This is a genomic window from Microlunatus spumicola, assembly GCF_039536445.1.
GTDB lineage: Bacteria > Actinomycetota > Actinomycetes > Propionibacteriales > Propionibacteriaceae > Microlunatus > Microlunatus spumicola.
Genome location: NZ_BAAAYR010000001.1, coordinates 585,246 through 607,910, shown reverse-complemented (window position 1 = coordinate 607,910; position 22,665 = coordinate 585,246). Strand labels below are relative to the sequence as shown.

The following is a 22,665-nucleotide window of genomic DNA, read 5'->3' as shown; positions in this document are numbered from 1 at the left end:
CGTGCGTCGCCCCCGGTCGGGGGTAGGCGAAACACCTCAGCCCCACCGGAGTGACATGACCGAGACCGCGGTTCCCGCCGTCCCCAGCCCCGCCCGAACCCTCCCCGTGGTGGCGGTGGTCGGCCGCCCGAACGTCGGCAAGTCCACCCTGGTCAACCGCATCATCGGCCGCCGCGAGGCGGTCGTGCAGGACATCCCCGGCGTGACCCGCGACCGCGTCTCGTACGACGCCGACTGGAACGGCCGCTCCTTCGTGCTGGTCGACACGGGCGGCTGGGCGCCCGACGCGAAGGGCCTGGCCGCGCAGATCGCCGAGCAGGCCGAGCTCGCCATCGCGACCGCGGACGCCGTCCTGCTCGTCGTCGACGGGACCGTCGGGACCCTCGACAGCGACCAGGCCGTGGTGCGCGTCCTGCGCAAGAGCAAAAAGCCGGTCGTCCTCGCCGTCAACAAGGTCGACGACCAGCGCACCGAGGCCGAGGCCGCGAGCATGTGGAACCTGGGCCTGGGCGAGCCCTACCCGGTGTCCGCCCTGCACGGCCGGGGGAGCGGCGACCTGCTCGACGCCATCCTCGACGTGCTGCCGCCGGCCCCCGAGATCGACTACGACGCCGAGCGCGGGCCCCGTCGCGTCGCCATCGTCGGCAAGCCGAACGTCGGCAAGTCCAGCCTGCTCAACAAGCTGGCCAAGCAGCAGCGCGTGGTCGTCGACAACGTCGCCGGCACCACCGTCGACCCGGTCGACGAGCTCGTCGAGGTCGACGGCCACACGTACGTCTTCATCGACACGGCCGGCATCCGCCGCCGGGTCAAGGAGGCGTCGGGCCACGAGTACTACGCCAGCCTGCGCACCCAGGGCGCGATCGAGCGCGCCGAGGTGTGCGTGGCCGTGCTCGACGCCAGCGTGCCGCTGACCGAGCAGGACGTCCGGATCATGACCTCGGTCGAGGAGACCGGGCGCGCGCTGGTCATCGCCTACAACAAGTGGGACCTGACCGACGAGGAGCGTCGCAAGTACCTCAGCCGCGAGGTCGAGCAGGAGGTCGCGCCCTTCGCGTGGGCGTCGCACGTCAACATCTCCGCGATGACGGGCCGCCACGTCGACCGGCTCGGCCCGGCCCTGCAGGAGGCCCTCGCGAGCTGGGAGACCCGGATCTCGACGGGCAAGCTCAACGCGTTCCTCGGCCGGATCGTCGCCGCCCACCCGCACCCGGTGCGCAGCGGCAAGCAGCCCCGGATCCTCTTCGGCACCCAGGCGCAGGCCGGCCCGCCGACCTTCGTGCTCTTCACCAGCGGCCAGCTGGAGCCCGGCTACCTGCGGTTCGTCGAGCGGCGGCTGCGCGAGGAGTTCGGCTTCGTCGGCACGCCCGTGCACGTCGAGGTGCGGGCGCGCGAGAAGCGCGGCAAGCGCTGACCCGACCCCTGCCCGGGCTGCGTGCGGCAGCCCGGAGCGGGGTCGTTGAAACTTTTTTCATCTGACGCGTGACGGTCGGTCCGACCGTGGCGTCCTCCTTCATGACCGTCACACCAGACACTGAAGGAGCACCGCATGTCGCAGTCCGTCGTGCCCGCCACCGGCGAAGAGCGTCGTCAGGCCCAGGCCCAGGCCGCGAAGTACGCCGAGCGCAACCAGCCCAAGGAGCTCGACGCGCTCCACACCGAGCACGGTGACACCACCATCGCCGACGGTGTCGTCGCCAAGATCGCCGGGATCGCCGCCCGCGACGTGTCCGGCGTCTACGCCATGGGCAACGCCGCGCGCCGCGCCATCGGCAACCTCGCCCAGCGGATCCCCGGCTCCACGCAGCCGAGCGTCTCGGGCGGCGTGTCGGTCGAGAAGGGCGAGCGCGAGACCGCGATCGACATCTCGGTCGTCATCGAGTACGGCGCCTCGGTCGTCACCGTGAGCGAGCAGATCCGCGAGAACGTCATCTCCGCCGTCGAGCACGGCACCGGGCTCGACGTCGTCTCGGTCGACGTGAACGTCTCCGACGTGCACCTGCCGGACGAGGACGGCGACTCGTCGTCGTCGTCCGACGACGACCTGCGCTGATCCCCGCCGGAACCCGGGCCGACCGACAGGTCGGCCCGGGTGACCGGCACCCCCTGACCTCGAGAAGGAAACGCTGATGTCACGCAGCACCACCGCCCTGTTCGTGGGCCTCGTCCTCGGCCTCACCGCCGCCTTCGGCACGTTCGGCTCGTTCATGATCGTCCTCGTCTTCGGGGCGATCGGCCTCGCCGTCGGGCTCGTCCTCGACGGCCGGCTCGACGTCGCCGCCCTGGCCGGGCGCACGACCGAGAAGCGATGAGCGCACCCGCGGCCCGGCGCGGCCGGCTCGTCCTCGCCGACACGGTCGTCGAGAAGATCGCCGGGCAGGCGGCGGCCGAGGTCGGCACCGTCCACGGCCGCAGCGGCGGCCTGCTCGGCCTCGGGTCCCACGACGACCGCAGCGCCCGCCCTCAGGTCGACGTCGACCTGTCCGGCGACCACGCGGACGTGTCCGTCAAGGTCGGCGTCGCCTACCCCGGATCGATCCGGGAGACCACCCGCGCCCTGCGCCACCACGTCGTCACCCGCGTCCGCGAGCTGGCCGGCGTGGAGGTCCGCCGCCTCGACGTCGAGGTCACGTTCCTCAGCGTGGCCGGCGACGACAACCCGACCCGCAAGGAGAGCCTCCGATGAGCCGTACGGACTCCCGTTCCGGCCGCCTCCGCCGCCGCCCGAGCCGGACCGTCCCCGCGTCCGTCGTGGCCGTGCTCCTGCTCGCCCTCGGCGCGCTGACGGCCGTCGCCGCGATCTCGCGGCTCGTCACCGGTCGCTGGGCGACCCAGGTGACGGCCCCGGCCTCCGCGGTCGCCGGCCTCACCTGGGGCTCGGTCGCGATGCTCGTGGCCGCCGGCGTGGCCGTCCTGCTGGGCCTCGTGCTCGTGGTCGCCGGGCTCAAGCCCGGCTCGTACACCTCGAGCCGCCTCGACAGCACCCGCGGGGCCGGCGTCGTCGCGGAGCGCGACTTCGTCATCTCGCACCGCTCGCTCGCCCGGCTCGCCGCGAGCCGGGCCGACCTCGTCGACGGCGTCGACAAGGTGTCCGCGTCCGCCTCCGGCCGGCGCGTGCACCTCGACGTCACCACGGGGTCGGAGCAGCGCGACCAGGTCCGGTCGCGCGTCGTCGCCCTGGTCACCGAGGCCCTCGCCTCGGCCAGCGTGGCCCCGCAGCCCCGCGTCACCGCCACCGTCCGCACCAAGGAGCTCTGATGCGTCAGCACGCCGCGGGCCTGAACCGCACCTGGATCACCGTCGTCGGGCTCGTCCTCCTGCTCGCGGGGGCCGCCGGCTTCGTCGTCGGCACCGGTCAGCTCGCACCGCTGGGCCGCCTGGTCGGCCTCGACCTGGCACGACCCACCCCGGACGCGAAGGTCGCGGGTTCCGCCACGGCCACGGCCCTCGGGATCACGGGGGTCGTCCTCGTGGTCGCCGTCGTCGGCGTCGTCGTGGCGCTCCTGGGCCTGGCCTGGTTGGTCGCGCAGATCCCGAGGACCAACGCGGCCCGACCGCTCCGGCTCGAGGACGAGGTGGAGGGCGGCCTCACCCGCTGCTCGCCCGGCGTCCTCACCGACGCCGTCGAGGCGCAGATCACCGACCTGCCCGGCGTCGAGTCGGCGTCGGCGGTCCTGCGCGGCGACGCCCGGCGTCCCGACCTGACCGTCAAGGTCACGGCGGGGGACCGGACGGACATCGCCCGCCTGCTCCAGCAGATCGAGGCGGGCCCCGTGCGCGACCTCGGGGACGCCCTCGACACCCAGGTGCGCCGGCTCGGCGTCCAGGTCGAGGTCGACACCCCCCGCCGGCGCCGGGACCACATCACCCTCTGACGGCGAGCGGGCGACCTCCGGGTCGCCCGCTCCCGCACCACCCTCACCCGCACCACGCAGCAGCACCACCAGAAGGAGAACGGCACATGGGGATCCAGGACAAGGCCGAGGACGTCGCCGGCACGGTCAGGGACGCGGCGGACGACGCCACGGACCAGGCGAAGGACGTCGCAGACGACGCGGCGCGCAAGGCCCGGCACGTCGCCGAGGACGCCGGAGACGCGGTCCGGGACACCGCCGGACGGGTGTCGGACCGGGTGCAGGACGCGGTCGACGACGTCCAGGACGGGCACGGTGTCGTGAACCGGCTCCACAAGCTCGGCGTGCGCAGCGAGTGGGCGTACGCGGGTGCGTTCGCCTCGATCGGGCTCTCGCTGGCGTCGTGGGTCATCAGCCGGAACAAGACGGGTGACGACAAGAGCCAGTCCGACCGCTGGGGCATCTTCATCGGCCACTGGGCACCGACCTTCATGGGCCTCGGGCTGGCCCTGAAGCAGGAAGAGAAGCGCTGACCCACGGACCCGCGCGGCACGACGAACCCCCGTCGTTCCCGTCGTCGAACGCCGCGCGGGTCCCGTCCAGCCCGCATACTGCCTCCGAAGGAGAACCTCTCGTGACCCAGACCGACACCCCCGTACGCCCCACCGGCGCGGCGCCCGCGCCCGCCGCCCGACCGCTCTCGCCCGCCGCGCGGGTGCAGGACAGCGCCACCCGCGCCGCGACCTCGGTCGACGGCGTGCACGCGCTCGGCAGCCCGGGCGGCCGCGCGCTCGTGCGGGCCCTCGGCCGGGTGCCGGGCGGACGCCCCACGTACGGCAGCGGCGTCAGCGTCGAGGTCGGGCCGGAGTCCGTGGCCCTCGACCTCAGCCTCGTGCTCGAGAACGGTTCACGCGCCGTCGAGGTGGCCGACCGGGTGCGCTCCGCCGTGCTCGCCGGCGTCGCCCGGGACACCGGGCTCCGGGTGCTCGAGGTCAACGTCACCGTCGCCGACCTCCACGACCCCGCCGACGACGTGCCCGAGGCCGTCGCCGCGAACGACCCCGCCCCGACCGAGGTGCCTGCCGCCGCTGAGGTGCCCGACGACGCACCCGTGCGGGCGAGCGACGTCACCGCGGAGCCGACGCCCGTCGAGCCCACGAGCACGCCGGTCGTCGCGCTGGTCGCGGACGCGGGCTCCGAGCCGGACGTCGAGCCGGACCCGATGACGCGCGTGGTGCGCGCGGACCGGGTGATCGTGGCCGACGAGGTCGTCGTCGTGGCCCCGTCCGCGGAGGAACCGCGCACCTCCTGATCCCGTTGGACGGGAGCGGGCACGAGGAGCGCGTGACGAACGGAGTGATGTGGAGATCGAGGACCGGGAACGCCCGGCGGACCCGCAGGACGGGCCGCCGGGCGTCGCCGCGCACGGCGAGGGGGTGCCGCACGACGGCCCCGCCGGTGCTGCGCCCTACCCGGGCGGGCTCGAGGAGGCGACCGTCGTCGGTCGCGCCCAGGACGGGGACCTCGCGGCCTTCGAGCTGATCGTGCACCGCTACCAGGGCCCGGTGTTCCGGCTGGCCTACCGGATGCTCGGCGACCGGGGCGAGGCCGAGGACGTCGTCCAGGACTGCCTCGTGCTCGTGTGGCGCAAGCTCCCGTCGCTCGTCGACGTGCAGGCGTTCCACCGCTGGATCTACCAGCTGGCCACGCGGCGCTGCCTCAGCGTCCTGAGGACCCGGAGCCGCCGCCAGACCGACGCCACCGACGCGGACGACCTCGAGCGCGAGCTGCCCGTGGACGAGGCCGACGACCCGGCGGCCGCCGCCCAGTACGCCGCGTCGTTGCGCGGGCTCGACGAGATGCTGCGCCGGCTGCCCGACGAGCAGCGCGCATGCTGGGTGCTGCGCGAGCTGCACGACCTGACGTACCCCGAGATCGCCTTCGCCATGAACCTGCCCGTCTCCACGGTCAGAGGACGTCTGGCCCGAGCACGCCAGAACCTCACGAAAGGAATGGGCGCATGGCGGTGAGCGCCTCGACCCAGCTCGGCTGCGGCCGGGACATCGACGACGTGTGGGACAACATCGACCAGCCGCCCACCCCGCACGAGCGCACCTGCCCGTTCTGCGGGCCGGCCCGCGACAGCCTGCTCGCCCTCGAGCGGGCCACCTCGCAGCTGCGCGTCGCCGACGAGGAGGACCCGCAGCTCCAGGCGGGACCCCAGGTCGTCGCGCGCATCCTCGAGGTCGCCCGCTCGGAGGCGCGCCGCAGCCGCCGTCTCCCGCTGAGCAAGCCCCTGCCCGGTCAGGTGAGCGAGGAGCTGACCGTGAGCGAGCAGGCGGTCGCCGCCGTCCTGCGCCGGACCGGCGACCGTCAGGACGGGGTCCAGGTCCGCCGCTGCAGCGTGGAGCTGGTCACCGAACCGGTCGCTCCGGGACAGGCCGACGACCCGTACGACGGGGACGGACCGGGGGGACCGCCGGACGGCGGGGAGGCCGCGGCGGGGGGCGACGCCCTGCGGGTGCCGGCCGACGTGCGGGTGTCCCTGCGGGTGAGCGTGGCGGCGGGTGTTTCCATCCCGACGCTGTCGGACGAGCTCCGACGAGCAGTGATGGACGTGATCGACAGGGAGGTCGGGATGAACGTGGTCCGCGTGGACATCGTGGTCGAGGACGTGCGCGATGTCTGAGCCCGCCTTCGACACCTCCACGGACGCCGGGGGCCTCGGCGGCGCCGGCGCGGCCGAGCCGTCACGGCTGGTCGACACCGCGCTGCTCGGCACCGACCAGGACCCCGTGGAGGTCCTCCGGTCGCGCGTCGGCCAGGTCGTCAGCGACCACCCCGGCGTGCTGCGCCTCGAGCCCACCCTCCTCGGGGCCGTGCAGAGCCTGGCCCGCGGCGGCAGCCTGGACGGCATCCAGCTCGTCACGCACGGCCGCGTCGTCGACCTCGACGTCAACGTCGCCACCCGCGCCGACCACCAGGCCCGGGCCACGGCGATCGAGCTCCACCGGCAGCTGACCGCGCTCGTCACCCAGCAGGGCTGGGTCCCCGGAACCCTCGAGATCAGCGTCCTGCGGATCGAGGAACCGGCCTGAGCCCGGGCGGCGGCGCGACCTGGGCCGCTCTACCGGTCAGGACCGGTCGCGGCGCGGGCGTGACGGTCGGGCCGGTCGTGGCGTCCTGACGGGGGAGAGGTTCCCCACCAGGAGGTCGTCATGCGAGCCCAGATCGTCCATCACCGCGCGAGCGCCGGACGCCCGACCGCCGTACGGGCCGCGCTCGTCACGGCCGCCCTGCTCGTGCTGCTGGTCCTCCTCGCGGTGGTGCTCCCGGTCTGGACCCTGATCGGCAGCGCCGACGCGACGGTCGCCGGAGCGCTCGACGTCCCGGTCGGGCGGATCGCCGCGGTGACCGTGCTGGGCGTGCTCGTCGTCCTCGCCCTCGCCGTGGGGCTGGTGCTCACCGCCCGCCCGGCGGTCGCCTGGTCGCTGACCGCCCTCCTGGTCGTCGTCGCGCTGCTGACCGCGCTCTACCCCCTGCTCGCCACGGCGCAGAGCGCGGTCGACCAGGGGCAGGCGTTCGTGCCCTGGCTCACCGACCTGGTGACCCGCCTCCGCGGCTGACGGGGTCCCGACGCCGTCGGGCGCCGGGACCGTCGAGGGGCTCAGGCCGTGGGGTTCCAGCCGTCCGTGCCGGCGAGGTACGCCTTGGCCGTGAAGGCCGCCGCGTCCGCGTCGGAGAGCTGCGGCCGGGTGGCCGGGTTCGTGATCTCCGCCCCCGGGCCCGTGTTCCGGTACTCGAAGAACCGGCCCGCGGTCCACGGGGTGGTCGCGTCCCAGTCCTTCCACGGCTGGGCCGTGCTGATCGCCGCACCCAGCTCGGTGTCCCGGACGACGACCTGGGCCTTGCCCTGCGTCGAGTACGGCCGGCCGAGGAAGATCGAGCCCGGGTTGCCGTCGGTGACGATCCTGCTGCCCGTGACCAGGAACCCGTACGCCGAGCCCGCGTCGACCGACGAGTCCGTGAGGCTGGCGCCGGCCCGGTTGAGCACGTGGATCGTGCTGCGGTCGATCACCGTGACCGCCCGCCCGAGGACGAGGTCGGCCCCGCCCTCGAGGTAGCTGTTGCGGACGTAGACCCGGGAGAAGGTCGTCGCGTTCGCGGTGGAGACGAGCAGGGTCTGCTTGTCACCGAGCATCCGCACGTTGTCGACCACCTGCTGGTCCCCGGCCTTGATCTGCAGCGCCGTCGCCTGCGCCCCCGCCGCCGTGGCGACGCTGGTCAGCGTCAGGTTGGACACCGTCCAGCCCTTGCCGCTGACGGTCAGCGTCGCGGTCGCCCCGCCGGGAGCGGTCAGCACCGTGTCGGCGGCGTTCGTCGTCGCCCCGACGAGCCGGACGCCGTAGCGGTTGCCGCTCGAGACGGCCCCGCTGTAGGTCCCGGGCTGCACGAGCACGGTCCGGTAGCCCTGCGTCGTGTAGTCGGCGTTGTCGGCCAGGAGCGCGATGCCCGCCGCGACCGTGGTGGCGTCGCCGGAACCGTCGGCCGCAACGACGACGTCGGCCTTGACCGGAGTGGCCCTCGCCCCTGCGGAGAGGTCGGAGACGTTCCCGGCCGTGTCAGTGGCCCGCACCGCGTAGGTGTAGGTCGTGCCGACGGCGGCCGAGGTGTCGGTCCAGCCGGTGCCCGTCACGGCCGCGCCGACCACGACGGGAGCCCCGTCGCCCGCTGAGCGCAGCACGTCGTAGGCGGCGAGGTCGGCGTCGCCGACCTTGGTCCACGTCACCGTCACCGCACCCTTCCCGAGGACGGCGCCGACGCCCGTCGGCACCGCCGGCGGCGTGGTGTCGCCGGCGGCCGGGGTGGCCGTGGCCACCGCCGAGCGGGCCGACTCGTTGCCCTGCGCGTCGACCGCCGTGACCTCGTAGCCGTACGCGGTCCCGTTCGTCAGGCCGGTCACGGTGTAGCCGGTGCCGGTGACCAGCGAGGTGGTCAGGGCGTCGGCCGTACCGGCCCGGTAGACCCGGTAGCCGGCGAGGTCGGGCTCGGCGTTGGCGGTCCAGCCGAGGACGACCCGGCTGTCACCGGCGCCGGCCTTGACCCCGGTCGGCGCGGCCGGCGGGAGGCTGTCGGCCGGGGTCGCCGTAAGCGTCGCCGGGGCGGAGGTGTTGCCCGCCGCGTCGACGGCCACCAGGGCCCAGGCGTACGCCGTGCCGTTGGTCAGCCCGGTCCCGGCGAAGCTGCCGCCGGTGATCCCGGAATGGACCAGGGTGCCCGGCCCGACGACGACGGAGGAGCCCGTGGCCCGGTAGAGCCGGTAGGACGCCGCGTCGTCGTCGGTGGTCCAGGTCAGGTCGACCCGGCCGTCGGCGCCGGTGCCGACGAACCCGCTCGGCGTGGCCGGGGGCGTGACGTCGGACGGCGTCGCCGGGTCGGCGACCGGGGCGTACCAGGTCGGAGCACCCAGCCAGGCGGCGACGGTGTAGGCGGTCGACGCGGCGGGGCTGAGCTGCGGGCGCAGGTCGGAGACCCCGGCGCCGGCGCCCGTGTTCGCGTACTCCGCGAACCGGCCGTCGACCCAGCGGTAGCCGTTGAAGTCCTGCCAGACCTGCGCCTTGATGCCGGCGTCGATCGTCGTGTCGCGGACGACGGCCTCCGGCGCGTTCGCGGCGGTGGTGGTGCCCTGGGCGTAGCCGGCACCGAGCCGGACGTCGGAGACGCCCGCGGCCGGGGTGATCGTCGACCCGACCACCAGGAACCCGTGCCCGTTGGTGGCGGTGGTGCTGGGGACCAGCAGGGTGCCCGAGGTCTTGGCCGCGACGATCGTCGAGGCGTGGACCGCGAGGGTCGCCCGGCCGAGCACGACGTTGTTCGTGCCGGTGATCGTCGAGCCCTCGATCAGCTGGCGCGAGGTGGCGCCCGCCGTGGGGACGTCGGCCCAGACCGTGCGGTCCGTGCCGGTCAGCGCCGTGCGCTCGAGCAGCACCTTGTCGCCGGTCATCGAGACGGCGGGGGAGTTGCTCGTGCCGGCGGTGTTCGTGACCGTGAGGTCGCGCACGGTCACCGAGGAGCCGGTGATCGTCAGCGTCGGCGTCGCGGTCGCGTTGCTGAGCACGACGTCGGCCGGGGTGCCGGTCGAGCCGACCACCGTGACGTTGCTCTTGCTGATCGTGGTCGTCCCGCTGTAGGTGCCGGGCATGACCTTGATCAACCACGGACCGTTGGCCGGGGCGGCGTCGACCGCGGCCTGCAGGGTGCGGTGGTCGCCGGATCCGTCGGTCGCGACCACCGCGTCGATCTTCACGACCGGCGTGGCGGACACGACGGCGGAGGCCGCCGAGGCGTGACCGGCCGCGTCGAGCGCGACGACGCTGTAGCCGACCCGGGTGCCGTTGGCCAGACCCTTGTCCGTGTACGACGCCCGCGTCAGCACGCCGCCGACGGGCCTGCCGTCACGCAGGACCTGGTAGCCGACGACGTCGGCCTCGCCGGACTCGTCCCAGGTCAGGGCGACCTGGGCGTCGCCGGCCGTAGCCACGAGGCCGGTCGGCGCGGCCGGGGCCACGTCCTCCCGGGCCGCGCCCACCGGGTTCCAGCCGTCGGTCCCGGCCAGGTACCTCTGGGCGGTCGCGTCGGCGGCCTGGGCATCGGTCAGCTGGGGACGGTTGGCGTTCGTCGCCCCGGCCGCCAGAGCGCCCGGACCGGTGTTCCCGTACTCGCCGAAGCGTCCGTCGGTCCAGACGTTCGGGGCGAAGTCGACCCAGGGCTGGGCCGTGGCGATGCCCTCGCCGATCCAGGTGTTCCGGATCGTCGTCTGGCCCCGCGAGCTGTCCGGCTGCGTGCCGTCCGACCAGCCGCGCCAGGGCCGGCCGAGGGCGAACGTGCCCGGGTCGTTGTCGCTGACGATGCGGCTGTCGACGACCAGGTAGCCGTACGGGTTCCTGCTCGCGGTGCTCGGCGCGAAGACCGTGCCGCCGTTGTGGTTCGTGGCGTGGATCGTGGTCCGGTCGAAGACCGCCGTCGCCCGTCCGAAGACGAAGTCGACGTTGCCCTCGACGAAGGAGTCCACGAAGTACTGCCGCGGGTAGCCGGTGCCGGTGGAGCTGATGTTGCCCTGGGCGTCGGCGAGCAGGGTGTCCTGCACGCCGAGCAGGCGGACGTTCCGGTAGACCTGCCGGTCACCCGTGGCCCGCAGCGCGACGGCCTGGGTGTTGAAGCCGCCGATCTCGGGGTGCGCGTCCTTGTCGAACGTGTTGGCGATGGTCAGGTTGGAGACCTTCACCCCCGACCCCGACAGGAACACCGTGTAGCTGCCCGACGTGCCGCAGGTGGCGGCGTTCGTGACCTGCGGGCAGGTGCCCGCGCCGACCGCGGTGCCGTTGGCGTTGTCGAACTCGACCCGCACGTCGCGGGGGTCGTCCGTGGTGCCGGCGACGACCAGGTTGGCCTTCGCCGAGGCGACGACCTCGTGGTACGTGCCCGGCTTGACCAGGATCACGGTCGGCTTCGCGGCGGTGCCCGGGCTGGCGGCGGTCAGGGCGGCCTGCAGCGAGCTGTAGTCGCCGCTGCCGTCCTTGGCCACCGTCAGGTCGGCGACGAGCGGCTTCGGCGCCGGCGTCGCGGTCACCGGGGCGGCCGCGGCGGAGGTGTGCCCCGCCGCGTCCACCGCGACGACGGTCCAGGCGTACGGCTTGCCGTTGACGACGTCCTTGTCGGTGTACGTCGGCTTGGCCACGGTCGCGACCAGGGTCGCGTCGGACGCGGCGACGGTGGTGCCGTCGGCCCGGTAGACGCGGTAGGCGGTGACGTCGGGCTCGGGGCTGTCGTCCCAGCCCAGCGTCACGACGCCGTCGTCGCCGGTGGCGACCAGTCCGGTCACGGCGACCGGGGCGGCGTCCGGGGCGGCGTCGACGACCGGGTTCCAGCCGTCGGCGCCGGCCAGGTACCGCTCCGGCGTGTACTGCGGGGCGTCGGCCGCGCTGAGCTGCGGGCGGTTGGCGTTCGTCGTCCCGGCCGGCAGCGCGCCGGGGCCGGAGTTGGCGAACTCGGCGAAGCGCGCGTCCTGCCAGTGCGTGGTCGTGCCGCTGTTGACCATGTCGGTCCAGGTCTGCGTGGTGCTGACGACCGGGCCGAGCCAGCTGTCGCGGACGACGACCTGGGCGATCGCGTTCACGTCGGCGACGGACGTGCCGTCGGCCTGCGACTGGCCTGGCTGCCACGGCCGGCCCAGGTTCTGCGAGCCGTCCGGGGCGGTGCCGATGAAGCGGCTGCGCGTGATCAGGAAGCCGTACTTCTGGCCCTTGTCCGTGCTGGCCGCGGTCACCGCGCCGTTCGGCGAGGTGCCGTGGTCGAGCGACCTCAGGACGCAGCCGTCGAAGACGGCGGTCGCCCGGCCGAACAGGTAGTCGACGTCGCCCTCCACGTAGCAGTCGTGGAAGTACTGCCGCGAGGCGACGGTCGTGCCCGCGCTGTTGGCGTACAGGGTGTCCTGGTTGCCGAGCAGCCGGATGTTGTCGAAGACGAGCTTGTCGCCGGTGGAGCGCATCGCCACGGCCTGGCCGTTGGCGTACGTGCCCTCCTTGTAAGCGTTCTCGACCGTCAGGTCGCGCAGCGAGTCGCCCGTGCCGCTGACCAGGAGCGTCGCGCTGCCCGAGGTGCCGTACGTGGCGGCGGTGCCGTCGTCGTTCTTGCCCCCGGTCGGGGTGCCGGCCGCGCGGTTGCCCGTGATCACGACATCAGACGCGGTGCCGGTCGAGCCGACGACGGTCACGTACGGCTTGGCGATCGTGAGGTACTCCGCGTAGCGGCCGGGCACGACGGAGACGACCGTCGGGTCGGCGGCGGTGCCGGCGGGAGCGGCGGCCAGGGCCGCGCCGAGGGTGGCGAAGACCTTCGTGCCGTCGGCGTGCGCCGGGTCGACGGTGAGGTCGACGACCAGCGGCGCGGCGGCGACGGTGACCTCGACGGCGGTGCTGCGCGCCGACTCGACGCCGGACCGGGTGAGCGCCGCGACGGTGTAGGCGTACGTCGCGCCGTTGACGGCGGTGGTGTCGCTCCAGGTCGGGCGGTCGCTGGTGCCGAGCAGCGTCTCGACGCCCTTCTCGGAGCGGTAGACCTTCCAGCCGACGACGTCGGCGGAGGAGTCGTCGTCCCAGGTGAGGTGGGCGACCCGGTTGTCGGTGGTCACCGCCAGGCCCGAGGGGACGGCCGGGGCCACCGTGGCCGCGCCGACCATCGGGGCCCAGCCGTCGCTGCCGGCGAGGTACTTGGCCGGGGTGGCGTTGGCCGCGGCGGAGTCGGTGAGCTGCGGCCGGTTCGCGTTCACGCCGGCGCCCGGGCCGGAGCTCCTGTACTCCGAGAAGCGGGCGTCCTGCCAGCGGAAGTTGACCTTGGTCCCCGACGCGTTCGCCGTGGCCATGTCCTCCCAGGGCTGGTCGGTCGCGACGGCGGCCGGCAGCCAGGTGTTCTTGAAGACGACCGAGCCGATCGCGTTCGGGTCGGCGCTCGGGTGCCAGGGCCGGCCGAGGTGCACCGTGCCTGCGGGGGCGGAGGAGACGACCTTGCTGTCGACGAAGAGGAAGCCGTACTTGCTGCCCGTGTCGGTGCTGGCCGCCGTGATCGCGCCGTTGTCGCTCTTGCCCCGGTCGAGGGAGCGGAGGGTGACCCGGTCGAAGACGGCGTCCGCCGCGCCGAAGACGTAGTCGACGTCGCCCTCGACGTAGCTGTTGACGTAGTACTGCCGGACGCGGGTCGTCGGCTTGGGCGTGTCGGCGAGCAGGGTGTCCTGGTTGCCGATCAGCCGGACCGAGTCGGCGACGAAGCGGTCGCCCTCGACCCGCAGCGCGACCGCCTGCTGGCTCGTGATCTCGGGGTGCGCGGCCTCGTCGAAGGCGTTGACCACCGAGAGGTTGGCGAGGCGGATGTTCTTCGCCTCGGCGAAGACGGTGTAGCTGTTCGCGGTGCCGTACGGCTCGCCGTCGGTCGGGTCGATGGTCCCCGAGGCCGCGTCGTACGTGATCACCGTGTCGCCCGGGCCGCGGCCGGTGCCGTGCAGGGTGACGTTCGGGCTCGAGATGCGCAGCTTCTCGCGGTAGGTGCCGGGCGCGATGTCGAGGGTGTAGCTCTCGAGGTTCGTCGCGGGGATCGTGGCCAGGGCGGCGCCGATGGTCGGGAACTGGCCGGACGGCCCGACGGTGATCGTCTTCGTGACGACGGGCAGGGCCACCGGGACGGTGGTCGAGGTGGCGGAGACGACCGTCGAGGCGGCCGAGACGTTGCCGACCAGGTCCTGCGCGGTGATCTTGTACATCGCCTTCACGCCCTGGGGCGCGCTGGTGTCGGAGAACCGGGGGGGCGCCGTCACGGCGGCGGTCGTCGCGGTCGCGAGCAGCGGGTAGGTCTTGCCGGCGTCGACCGAGCGGTAGACGTTGTAGCCGGCCACGTCGGTGTCGGTCGGGGTCGCCCAGGTGAGGTCGACGCCGGCCTTCGTGCTGGCGACCGCCTTGAGGCTGGCCGGGGCCTTCGGCGCGACGTTCGGGTTGTTCGCGGTGAGGGCGACGTAGGAGGAGACGTTGCCCGTGGTGTCGACCGCGCGGACCCGGAAGTAGGCGACCTTGCCCTCGGTGACGGACGGGTCGGTGAAGGTCGTCGGGACGAAGGGCTTGTCGGCGCCGAGCACGGTCACGTAGTCGCCCGCGCCGTTGCGCTTGAGCACGAGGTAGCCGGCGAGGTCGGCCTCCTTGTTGGCCGTCCACGAGATCGTCATCCCGCCGCCGTTGGCGACGACGACGGCCTTGGGCGAGGACGGCGTGGCCGGGGCGGTCGTGTCCTTCGCGGTGGTCGCGGAGGTGGTCGCCTCGGGGGAGGAGCCGACGGCGTTCGTCGCCACGAGGCGGTAGAAGACGGTGGTGCCCGCGGGAGCCGTGGTGTCGGTCCAGCCGGTGGCCGTGGCGGCGGGGGAGGCGACGGTGGCGAAGGTGCCGGTGCTCGAGGTGGACCGCGAGACCGTGTAGCCGGTGAGGCTGCCGCTCGGGGCGGTCCAGGCCAGCGTCACCGCGTTCGCGCTGCTGACCGTCGCCTTCAGCCCGGTCGGGGCGGCCGGCGCGGTGCTCGGCGCGGGGGCGGCGGACGCCTTGGCGGAGGTGCTCGCCGCGGACGACACGTTGCCGGTCCTGTCGAGGGCGGTGACCCGGTAGTACGAGGTCGCCCCGGCCGGCGCGGTGGCGTCGGTGAAGGCCGAGGTCGTCAGGGCCGAGGTGGTGAGCGTGGTGTAGGTGCCGCTCGAGCTCGAGGCGCGGGCGACCTTGTAGCCGGCCAGGTCGGGGACCACGACGTCGGCCCAGTCGAGGGCGATGCCGCCTCCGGTGGCGGTCGCCTTGAGGCTGCTCGGCGTGCCGGGCGCCGAGGTGTCGGTCGCCTTGACCGTCATCACGCTCGAGGGCTTGGAGACGTTGCCGCTCTTGTCGCGCGCGGCGACGGCGTAGTAGGAGGTGCTGCCCGCCGTCGGTGCGGCGTCGGTGAACGCGAGCGAGGTGGTGGTGCCGATGGCGTCCTTGGCCGGCACGAGCGTCTTGCTCGTCGAGCGGTAGACGACGTAGGCGTCGAGGTCGGAGGCGGAGACCTTGCTCCAGCTCAGCTGGCTCCCCACCTTGCCGTAGTAGGTGGCCTTGACGCTGCTCGGCACCGACGGCGGCGTGGTGTCGGCGGCCGACGCCGACGGCGCCAGGCCGACGGCCAGGCCGGCGACGGTGAGCGAGACGAGAAGGCCGCGGACGAGACCGCGGGCCGGCCGGACGAAGGCGTGCGTGTACGCCGCAAGACGCATGTGTGTGTTCCCCCAAGAACGATGATCGACAGCCGCCAGGCGCTCGCCCCCGAGCGCGATCACGAACGGGGTCCGTGAGGAGGCTGAGAAAAATTATGCCAACGCCGTGTGTCGTTAACAAATCAAGCAGATGTGACGCTCGCCTCGCGTCGGACGTGTTTGATCATGGATCCGGCGACTTCTGATCATGGACGGTGATCTCGCCGGCCTCCGGGCCGGCTCAGCCCTGGTGACGGCGCAGGCCCAGGGGCCACCAGCGACGGCGCGGAAGGGCGGGCAGGCCGCGCCAGCGCGGGCCGACGTCGGTCGTCGGGGGCTCCCGGTCGAGGTCGAGCTGGGTGAGGACCTGGTCGACGGCGGAGAGCATCGTGCCCTGGACCAGCCACAGGTCCGCGTGGCGTCGCGTGTCCACGTCGAGCAGCACGAGCTCGGTGAGCACGGCGCGGGACTCCCGCACGATCTCGGCGAGCCGGTCCGCCGCGAGACCGGGCTGCGTGGCGCTGCGTTGCCCGGGCGGGGCGCCGAGCACGTCGCCGAGCGCGCGCAGGCCGTCCGCGACGTCGTCGAGGATGACGGCGAACGCCCGGCGCAGGTCCGCGCCGACCGAGTCCTCGGTGTCCGGCGTAGCGGGGGCGGCCGCGACGGCGCCGAGCAGCGTGCGCTCCGCGGTGAGGCACCGGTCGAGGCGGTCGACCCCGGAGCGCAGCCGGCCGTGGACCCGGGCGGTGGTGAGGGCCCGGGCGTTCAGCGTCCGGCTCTCCTCGGCGGCCCGGACCGCGGCGAAGGCGGTCGTGATCTCGGACTCGAGGTCCTCGACCCAGTCCGACCACGCCGCGACCTCCTCCGGCTGCGAAGCCCGCTCGCCGAGCGCCAGCGCGACCTCGTTGAGCAGCGCGGCCTGCGAGCGGGCGACCCGGCGCACGGCCTCGGCGGCCCGTGCGTTCGGGATGGCGACGGGGGCCACGAGGCTGAAGGCCACCCCGACGACGGTGCCCACCAGGGTCAAGCCGATCCGCACCTCGGCGGCGACCTCCGGGCTCGACACGGCCAGGATGAGCATCGCGCTGATCGGCGCCTCGAGCGACTGCTCGGCCAGGCGCAGGACCTTGGCGAGCACGAGCGAGGCGGCGATGACCAGGGCGAGGCTCCACCAGGTCAGGCCGATGGCGGCGGACACCGTGACGGCGACGAGCACCCCGGTCAGCACGGCCCCCACCCGGACCAGACCCATGCGGAGCGTGCCGACCGTCGACGCCTGGACCACGAGCAGCGCCGTCAGCGGTGCCGTCAGGTCCACGGCGCCGGCGGGGATGAGCCGGCCCGCGACGACGTACGCCACCACGGACGCGGTCGTCAGCCTCGCGACCTGGATCGCGGCGGGCGTGAGCCGGGCCGGCAGCGCGGAGAACGAGGTGGGCGAGGTCGGCCACGCCCACCACAGCAGCATCCTCAGCCAGGACCGCAGCCAGCGCCCCACCTGGGTGACCAACGACGGCTCCTGCCTGTGCGGAAGGGCGCCACGCTAGACCCCGCAGCCGCGCGCGGGAAGGGCGTGGGGGGCCGGCGCGACGGCCGATGGTCAACCCGGGGCGAGACCCCGGAACGCTCCTCCGCGGCGACGGGGTGCCGTAGGCTCGGGCGGCTTGCTGGGTGACGACGGGAGGGACGCAGGTGGCTGAGCCGCACACGCTCCTCGCCGACCGCTACCGGCTCGTCCGCCAGGTCGGCAGCGGGGGCATGGGCGTCGTCTGGGAGGCCTGGGACGAGCGGCTCGAGCGGCCCGTGGCCGTCAAGCAGCTCAAGCCGCAGCCGGGCCTGAGCCCGGAGGAGGCCGAGCTCGGCAAGAGCCGGGCGATGCGGGAGGCGCGGATCACCGCGCGGCTGCACCACCGCAACGCCGTGCCCGTCTTCGACGTCGTCGAGCACGAGGGCCAGCCCTGCCTGATCATGCAGTTCCTGCCGTCGGTGCCGCTGTCGGCGGTGCTGAAGGAGGGCGGGCCGCTCGGCGTCGACGAGACAGCCCGGGTCGGCGCGCAGGTCGCCTCGGCGCTCGCCGAGGCCCACCAGCTCGGGATCGTCCACCGCGACGTCAAGCCGGGCAACATCCTGGTGGCCGACGACGGCACCGCGCTGATCAGCGACTTCGGCATCTCGCACGCCCTCGGCGACGCCACCCTCACCTCGACCGGGCTCGTGCACGGGACCCCCGCCTACCTCGCGCCGGAGGTCGCCCGCGGCGCCGACTCCAGCTTCGCCTCCGACGTCTTCTCCCTCGGCGCCACCCTGTACGCCGCGCTCGAGGGCGGCCCGCCCTTCGGCACCGACTCGAACTCGATCGCGCTGCTCTACAAGGTGGCGTCCGGCGAGTTCGCACCGCCGCAGCGGGCGGGGGCGCTCACCCCCGTGCTGATGGACATGCTCCGCTCCGACCCGGCCGCCCGCCCGGACATGAAGGAGGCCGCGGCCCGCCTCGCCGCGGTCGAGGCCGGCACGGCCGCCGCGCCCACCACGCCCCCGACCGCGAGGTACCCGGCGCCGACGCTGCCGATGCCCGCACCGCCGGTGACCGGTGCGGTGCCGGGCCCGACCCGCAGCGGCACCGCCTGGCCGGAGGAGTCGAGGACCACGCAGGTACGCCGGGACGTCGTGCCCGCCGCCCTCGCGGCCACCGCTGCCGCCGCGCCCACCGCTTCCGCCACGTCCGCGGCCGGGGGTCCGCCGCCCGCCGTGCCGCCGACCGGGCGCGATCCGGAGCCGGGTGACGCGCGCCGTCGCCGGGGCGGCCGGGTGCTGGCGGTCGTCGCGCTCCTGGTCGCCCTCGTCGCCGGCTCGGTCCTGGTCTACGACCAGCTCGGGCGCGGCGGTGGCACCACCGCAGCCGACCCGGCGACGACCCGCTCGGCCCCGTCGGCGTCGGGAAGGAGCACCGCCGAGTCGAGGTCTGCGTCCCCCGACGACGACCCGAGCACGGCCGACCCCTCCTCTGACCCCTCGTCCGACGCGCCCTCTCCGTCGGCCACCCGGACGACGTCCTCGCCGAGCCCGAGCCCGTCCGCCACCGCGGCCTCCGGACGGCCCACCGCGGCCCAGCTCGAGGACGTCATCACCACGTACTACGGGCTGGTTCCCGACGACACCGACGCGGCCTGGCCGCTGCTGACCTCGACCTACCAGCGCACGACCTCCGGCGGGCGGCAGTCGTACGAGCGCTTCTGGGACCAGGTCGACCGCGTCTCGGTGAGCAAGGTCGAGGCCGACCCGCCGTCCACGGTGGTCGCCACCGTCACCTACCGGCGCGGCGACCAAGTCGCCGTGGAACGGACGTCCTTCCGGGTCGTGGAGGACGACGGGGTCCTCAAGATCGCGGCGTCGTCCGTCCTCGGGAGCGGCTGAGCCCGGTCCTCGCGCCGAGGACCGCGCGGTGCCATGCTGACGAGATGCCGCGTGACGCACGCCGGGTGGTGGTGCGGGGGCTCGCGATCGTCGCCCTCGTCGCTCTGGTCGCGCTCGCGCCCTTCTTCTTCGCCTCCGGCCTGATGGCGCCCGGCTGGGCCGTGGTCACCTTCGTCGCCGTGTGGCTGGCCCTGCTCGTCGCCGGGCTCGTGTGGGTGCGGCGCCACCCGGTCCGGGTGATCCCGCTGCCCCTGGTCGCCGCCGCCTTCTGGTTCGGCGGGATGAGCGCGGGGGAGGCCTGGCTCGGCTGGACCGGCTGACGGGTCGACCCGTCAGCGCCCGTCAGCGCCCGTCGTGGGCGGGGGCGCGTCGCAGCCGCAGGGCGGAGACCAGGAAGAAGACGCCACCGAGGGTGGCGTAGCCGGCCAGGCCGGTGAGCGACGCCCCCGGCGTGCCGGACTGCGCGACGAAGGCGGCGCCGGCCAGGACGGAGAGGCCACCGCTGACGATCATCGGCCACTGCCCGCCGAGCGCACGCCTTCCGACCGCCACGACGAGCTGCACGAATCCCGTCGTCACGGCCCACGCTCCCCACACCAGGAGCACGGTCCGCAGGCCCGAGGTGACGGCGTACGCGAGCCCGACGACGGCCAGGAGGCTCAGCGCCATGTTCACCACCAGGGCCGGCGCCGGCCGGGTGACGCGCGAGGAGCGGTGGTCGACGACGGCGGCGGCGAGGTCGACGAGCGGGTAGAGGAGCAGCAGCGCGACGCTCACCGGTCCCAGCCCCGACGCGGTCAGGACCACGAGCAGGGCCCAGACCAGAGCGAAGCCCGCGCGTGCGAGGTAGAGCCGTCGGAGGACGGCGGTGGTCGTGCCGACGGGCGGGGAGGGGTGGGTCGTGGTGGTCACGGCGGTTCCGTTCTGGAGCTGGGTGGTCGCCGGCGTCGGGGCGGGCACGACGGGGCGGGGGTGACGGAGGTCGGCGACGGCGTCGGCCCGACGGCGGGGAACGCTACCAGCGAAAAGCCCCACATGGAACTTTCTGCGGTGCACGAGGACCCTGCGTGGTCGTGCACCGCCGCGTGGCGGCGATGATGCGTGCATGGCAAGCGAGAGCCCCGCCGCCCCGGAGGCGCCGACGACCGGCGGTCCCGGGTCGCGCGGGCGCTACCCCAAGGGCGTCCGGCGCCGGCAGGAGATCCTCGACCGGGCGATCGAGGTCCTGGCCGAGGTGGGCTTCGAGGGGGCGAGCCTGCGGGCGGTGGGGGAGGCCATCGGCGTCAGCCACGCCGCGCTGCGCCGCTACTTCGACACCCGGGAGGACCTGTTTCTCGAGGTGCTGCGCGAGAAGGACCGCCAGGCGCTGGCCGAGGCCCACGCGCTCGACCGTCGGACGCTCGGGCTGTCCGAGAGCCTCGAGGCGTTCGCGTCGTCGGTCCCGGGCCTGATGGCGCTGCGCCACAGCATGGTGGCGCGCGCGCTCGAGGCGGGCAACGAGCGTTCGCGCGGCTTCTTCGTCGAGCGGTACGCCGCCCTGCGCGAGGAGGCGCTGCGGACCCTGGTGCTCGCCCGCGAGGCCGGCGTCGTCCGCGACGACGTGTCCCTGGATGCGGCGGCCGCCCTCGTCATCGCGACGCTGGACGGGCTGTCGACCCAGTGGTTGCTCGACCCGGGCGTCGACATGCACCACGGCGTCGAGCTGCTCGAGCGGCTGCTCGCCCCGCCGCCCGGCTGACGCGTCCTGGGATCGGTCCCAGCACGGGTGTGCAACGTGGCACGCTCTTCGCCCGACACCAACCGCGACCACGGTGACGGTGCCACCGGGGCGTCCGGGTCCGTGACAGACTCGCGCGTCGGTCCCGACGACGATCTGCCCGGAGGTCCCCACATGGTGACGGTCGACGCTTCTCCCGGCCCCGTGAGGGCTCCGCGGAGCCTGCGCGCCGCCGGCTGGGCGCTGCACCTCTACACCGCGAGCGGCAGCGTCCTGGCCCTGCTCGCCGTCCTCGCGGCGATCGAGGGCGACGTCGAGCGTGCGCTCTGGGTCCTGCTCGCGGCCCTCGTGGTCGACGGCACGGACGGCATGCTCGCGCGCCGGCTCAAGGTCAGCGAGACGATCCCCGGCTTCGACGGCGCCCGGCTCGACGACATCGTCGACTACCTCACGTACGTCTTCGCGCCGGTGGTCCTGCTGCTCACCAGCGGCCACCTCCCCGGCGGTGCCTGGGGCGCCGTGGTCGCCGCCCTGCCCCTGCTCGCCTCCTGCGTGCAGTTCTGCCGCAAGGACGCGAAGACCGAGGACCACTACTTCCTCGGCTTCCCCAGCTACTGGAACGTCGTCGCGTTCTACGCGGTCGTCCTGGGCCTCGGCCCGGTCGTGGTGTCGGTGGTCCTGGTCGTCTGCTCGGTCCTGGTCTTCGTCCCGATCAAGTACATCTACCCGTCCCGGACGCGGAGCTTCCGCCTCCTGAACCTGGCCCTCGCCGGGCTCTGGCTCGTCCTGTACGCGGTCATCCTGGCCGGGATGCCCGACCCGGCGGTCTGGGCCGTCGCCCTCTCCCTGGCCTACCTCGCCTACTACCTGCTCGCCAGCGTCTTCCTCACGGCCGTGCAGCGGGTCCGGCAGGTGCGTGGCTAGAGTCGCGAGGTGCTCGCAGCCGCGCTCGCCCTCGCCGCCGCCGCGGTGTTCGGGACGGCGACCGCGCTCCAGCACCGCTCGGCCAGCGCGGTCGCGGAGGGCTCCGGAGGCTCCGGCCGGCTGCTCGCCCGCCTGCTGCGCAGCCCGGGCTGGGTCGTCGGGCTCTGCCTGAGCGGGGTCGCCTTCGCGCTGCACGTCGCCGCCCTGCACGAGGGTTCGTTGACGCTGGTGCAGCCCATCGTCGTCACCACCACGGTCTTCGCCGTCTTCGTGCGGTCCGCGCTGGACCGGACGCTGCCCGACCGGGCCGAGGTCGTCTGGGCCGTCTGCACGTGGGCTGGCCTCACGCTGTTCGTGCTGACGGCCGGCACGCGACGACCCGGGTTCGTCACCGACGACCGCCTGGCCGCGCTGTTCCTGGTCGTGGCCGTGGTGGCCGCCGCGGTGGCGATCGTCGTGGCCGGCCAGCTGCACGTCCCGGCGCGACGGGGCTTCTTCCTGGGCGTCGCCGCGGGGATCCTCTACGGCTCGACGGCGGGGCTGGTCAAGCTCGCGACCTCGTACGGGCGCGGTGGCGTCGTCCCGCTCCTGCACCACTGGTCGGCGTGGCTGGTCGCGCCGGTGGGGCTCACCGCGTTCTTCCTCAGCCAGCGCGCCTTCCAGGCCAGCCGCCTGTCGGTCAGCGTGCCCGTGCTGAACATCGTCGACGTCCTGGTGGCGGTGGGGTTCGGCTCCGTCGTGTTCCGCGAGCACCTCTTCCGCTCGCCGGGGCAGCTGCTCGTCGAGCTCGTCGGGGCGACGATGATCGTCGTGGGCGTGTGGCAGCTGGTCAAGGAGGGCGAGCGGCTCCACGAGAGCCACCTCCGCGAGGTGCCGGCCGGGTCGCCCCCGGCCCCGCGGTAGGGCCCGGACCGCACCCACCCCGTACGCGCGGGCCGAGGTCCGCCGTC

General features: G+C 74.1%; 20 protein-coding genes. 17 read left to right on the top strand and 3 right to left on the bottom strand.

Going from position 1 to position 22,665, the window contains the following annotated elements; translation table 11 throughout:
- Positions 1-55: 55 nt before the first annotated feature.
- From der to ABD665_RS02705, 12 genes are all read left to right on the top strand, one after another.
- Complete coding sequence (der, locus tag ABD665_RS02760; protein WP_204912331.1) at positions 56-1,414, top strand: ribosome biogenesis GTPase Der; 1,359 nt, start codon at positions 56-58, stop codon at positions 1,412-1,414.
- A gap of 135 nt (positions 1,415-1,549) precedes the next feature.
- A complete protein-coding gene (locus tag ABD665_RS02755) occupies positions 1,550-2,053 on the top strand; it encodes an Asp23/Gls24 family envelope stress response protein (protein WP_204912332.1) in 504 nt (167 codons plus the stop codon).
- Positions 2,054-2,129: 76 nt separating this feature from the next.
- Positions 2,130-2,312 (top strand): hypothetical protein, encoded by a 183-nt coding sequence (locus ABD665_RS02750; protein WP_204912333.1) that lies wholly within the window; start codon positions 2,130-2,132, stop codon positions 2,310-2,312.
- Positions 2,309-2,686, top strand: coding sequence for an Asp23/Gls24 family envelope stress response protein (locus ABD665_RS02745; protein WP_204912334.1), 378 nt, complete (start codon positions 2,309-2,311; stop codon positions 2,684-2,686). The genes ABD665_RS02750 and ABD665_RS02745 overlap by 4 nt, the downstream gene beginning before the upstream one ends.
- The gene (locus tag ABD665_RS02740) at positions 2,683-3,258 is read left to right on the top strand and encodes a DUF6286 domain-containing protein (RefSeq protein WP_204912335.1); all 576 of its coding nucleotides are present in this window, start codon (positions 2,683-2,685) and stop codon (positions 3,256-3,258) included. The genes ABD665_RS02745 and ABD665_RS02740 overlap by 4 nt, the downstream gene beginning before the upstream one ends.
- Positions 3,258-3,875, top strand: a complete 618-nt coding sequence (locus ABD665_RS02735) for an Asp23/Gls24 family envelope stress response protein (RefSeq protein ID WP_204912336.1) — start codon at positions 3,258-3,260, stop codon at positions 3,873-3,875. The genes ABD665_RS02740 and ABD665_RS02735 overlap by 1 nt, the downstream gene beginning before the upstream one ends.
- Before the next feature lie 86 nt (positions 3,876-3,961).
- Positions 3,962-4,387 carry a hypothetical protein gene (locus ABD665_RS02730; RefSeq protein WP_204912337.1) on the top strand — a complete coding sequence of 142 codons (426 nt, stop codon included), beginning with the start codon at positions 3,962-3,964 and terminating at the stop codon, positions 4,385-4,387.
- A gap of 101 nt (positions 4,388-4,488) precedes the next feature.
- The gene (locus ABD665_RS02725) at positions 4,489-5,166 is read left to right on the top strand and encodes an Asp23/Gls24 family envelope stress response protein (protein WP_204912338.1); all 678 of its coding nucleotides are present in this window, start codon (positions 4,489-4,491) and stop codon (positions 5,164-5,166) included.
- A gap of 49 nt (positions 5,167-5,215) precedes the next feature.
- Complete coding sequence (locus ABD665_RS02720) at positions 5,216-5,884, top strand: sigma-70 family RNA polymerase sigma factor (protein WP_204912339.1); 669 nt, start codon at positions 5,216-5,218, stop codon at positions 5,882-5,884.
- The gene (locus ABD665_RS02715) at positions 5,875-6,543 is read left to right on the top strand and encodes an Asp23/Gls24 family envelope stress response protein (RefSeq protein WP_204912340.1); all 669 of its coding nucleotides are present in this window, start codon (positions 5,875-5,877) and stop codon (positions 6,541-6,543) included. Before ABD665_RS02720 ends, ABD665_RS02715 begins: the two co-directional genes overlap by 10 nt.
- On the top strand, positions 6,536-6,952 hold the full coding sequence (locus ABD665_RS02710) for a hypothetical protein (RefSeq protein ID WP_204912341.1): 417 nt from the start codon (positions 6,536-6,538) through the stop codon (positions 6,950-6,952). Before ABD665_RS02715 ends, ABD665_RS02710 begins: the two co-directional genes overlap by 8 nt.
- 120 nt (positions 6,953-7,072) lie before the next feature.
- Complete coding sequence (locus tag ABD665_RS02705) at positions 7,073-7,480, top strand: hypothetical protein (protein WP_204912342.1); 408 nt, start codon at positions 7,073-7,075, stop codon at positions 7,478-7,480.
- 41 nt (positions 7,481-7,521) lie between these two features.
- Here the strand turns inward: ABD665_RS02705 and ABD665_RS02700 are convergent, their stop codons facing one another.
- Together ABD665_RS02700 and ABD665_RS02695 are read right to left on the bottom strand one after the other, a co-directional pair.
- Positions 7,522-15,681, bottom strand: coding sequence for a pectinesterase family protein (locus tag ABD665_RS02700; RefSeq protein WP_204912343.1), 8,160 nt, complete (start codon positions 15,679-15,681; stop codon positions 7,522-7,524).
- A 220-nt stretch (positions 15,682-15,901) separates the two neighbouring features.
- Positions 15,902-17,170, bottom strand: coding sequence for an FUSC family protein (locus ABD665_RS02695; RefSeq protein ID WP_204912344.1), 1,269 nt, complete (start codon positions 17,168-17,170; stop codon positions 15,902-15,904).
- Between the two features lie 182 nt (positions 17,171-17,352).
- On the opposite strand from ABD665_RS02695, the gene ABD665_RS02690 reads away from it, so the two are divergent.
- Positions 17,353-19,074: a protein kinase domain-containing protein gene (locus tag ABD665_RS02690; RefSeq protein WP_204912345.1), complete on the top strand. Its 1,722-nt coding sequence runs from the start codon at positions 17,353-17,355 to the stop codon at positions 19,072-19,074.
- Positions 19,075-19,118: 44 nt separating this feature from the next.
- Positions 19,119-19,394, top strand: a complete 276-nt coding sequence (locus ABD665_RS02685) for a hypothetical protein (RefSeq protein WP_204912346.1) — start codon at positions 19,119-19,121, stop codon at positions 19,392-19,394.
- A gap of 22 nt (positions 19,395-19,416) precedes the next feature.
- On the opposite strand, the gene ABD665_RS02680 is transcribed toward ABD665_RS02685, so the two are convergent.
- Complete coding sequence (locus ABD665_RS02680) at positions 19,417-19,986, bottom strand: hypothetical protein (RefSeq protein ID WP_204912347.1); 570 nt, start codon at positions 19,984-19,986, stop codon at positions 19,417-19,419.
- A gap of 193 nt (positions 19,987-20,179) precedes the next feature.
- Between ABD665_RS02680 and ABD665_RS02675 the strand changes: the two genes are divergently transcribed.
- The 3 genes from ABD665_RS02675 (at position 20,180) to ABD665_RS02665 (ending at position 22,618) form a co-directional block, all read left to right on the top strand.
- The gene (locus ABD665_RS02675) at positions 20,180-20,812 is read left to right on the top strand and encodes a TetR family transcriptional regulator (protein ID WP_204912348.1); all 633 of its coding nucleotides are present in this window, start codon (positions 20,180-20,182) and stop codon (positions 20,810-20,812) included.
- Positions 20,813-20,995: 183 nt separating this feature from the next.
- A complete protein-coding gene (locus tag ABD665_RS02670; protein ID WP_344740948.1) occupies positions 20,996-21,715 on the top strand; it encodes a CDP-alcohol phosphatidyltransferase family protein in 720 nt (239 codons plus the stop codon).
- A 9-nt stretch (positions 21,716-21,724) separates the two neighbouring features.
- Positions 21,725-22,618, top strand: a complete 894-nt coding sequence (locus ABD665_RS02665; protein WP_204912350.1) for a DMT family transporter — start codon at positions 21,725-21,727, stop codon at positions 22,616-22,618.
- The last annotated feature ends 47 nt before the right edge of the window (positions 22,619-22,665 follow it).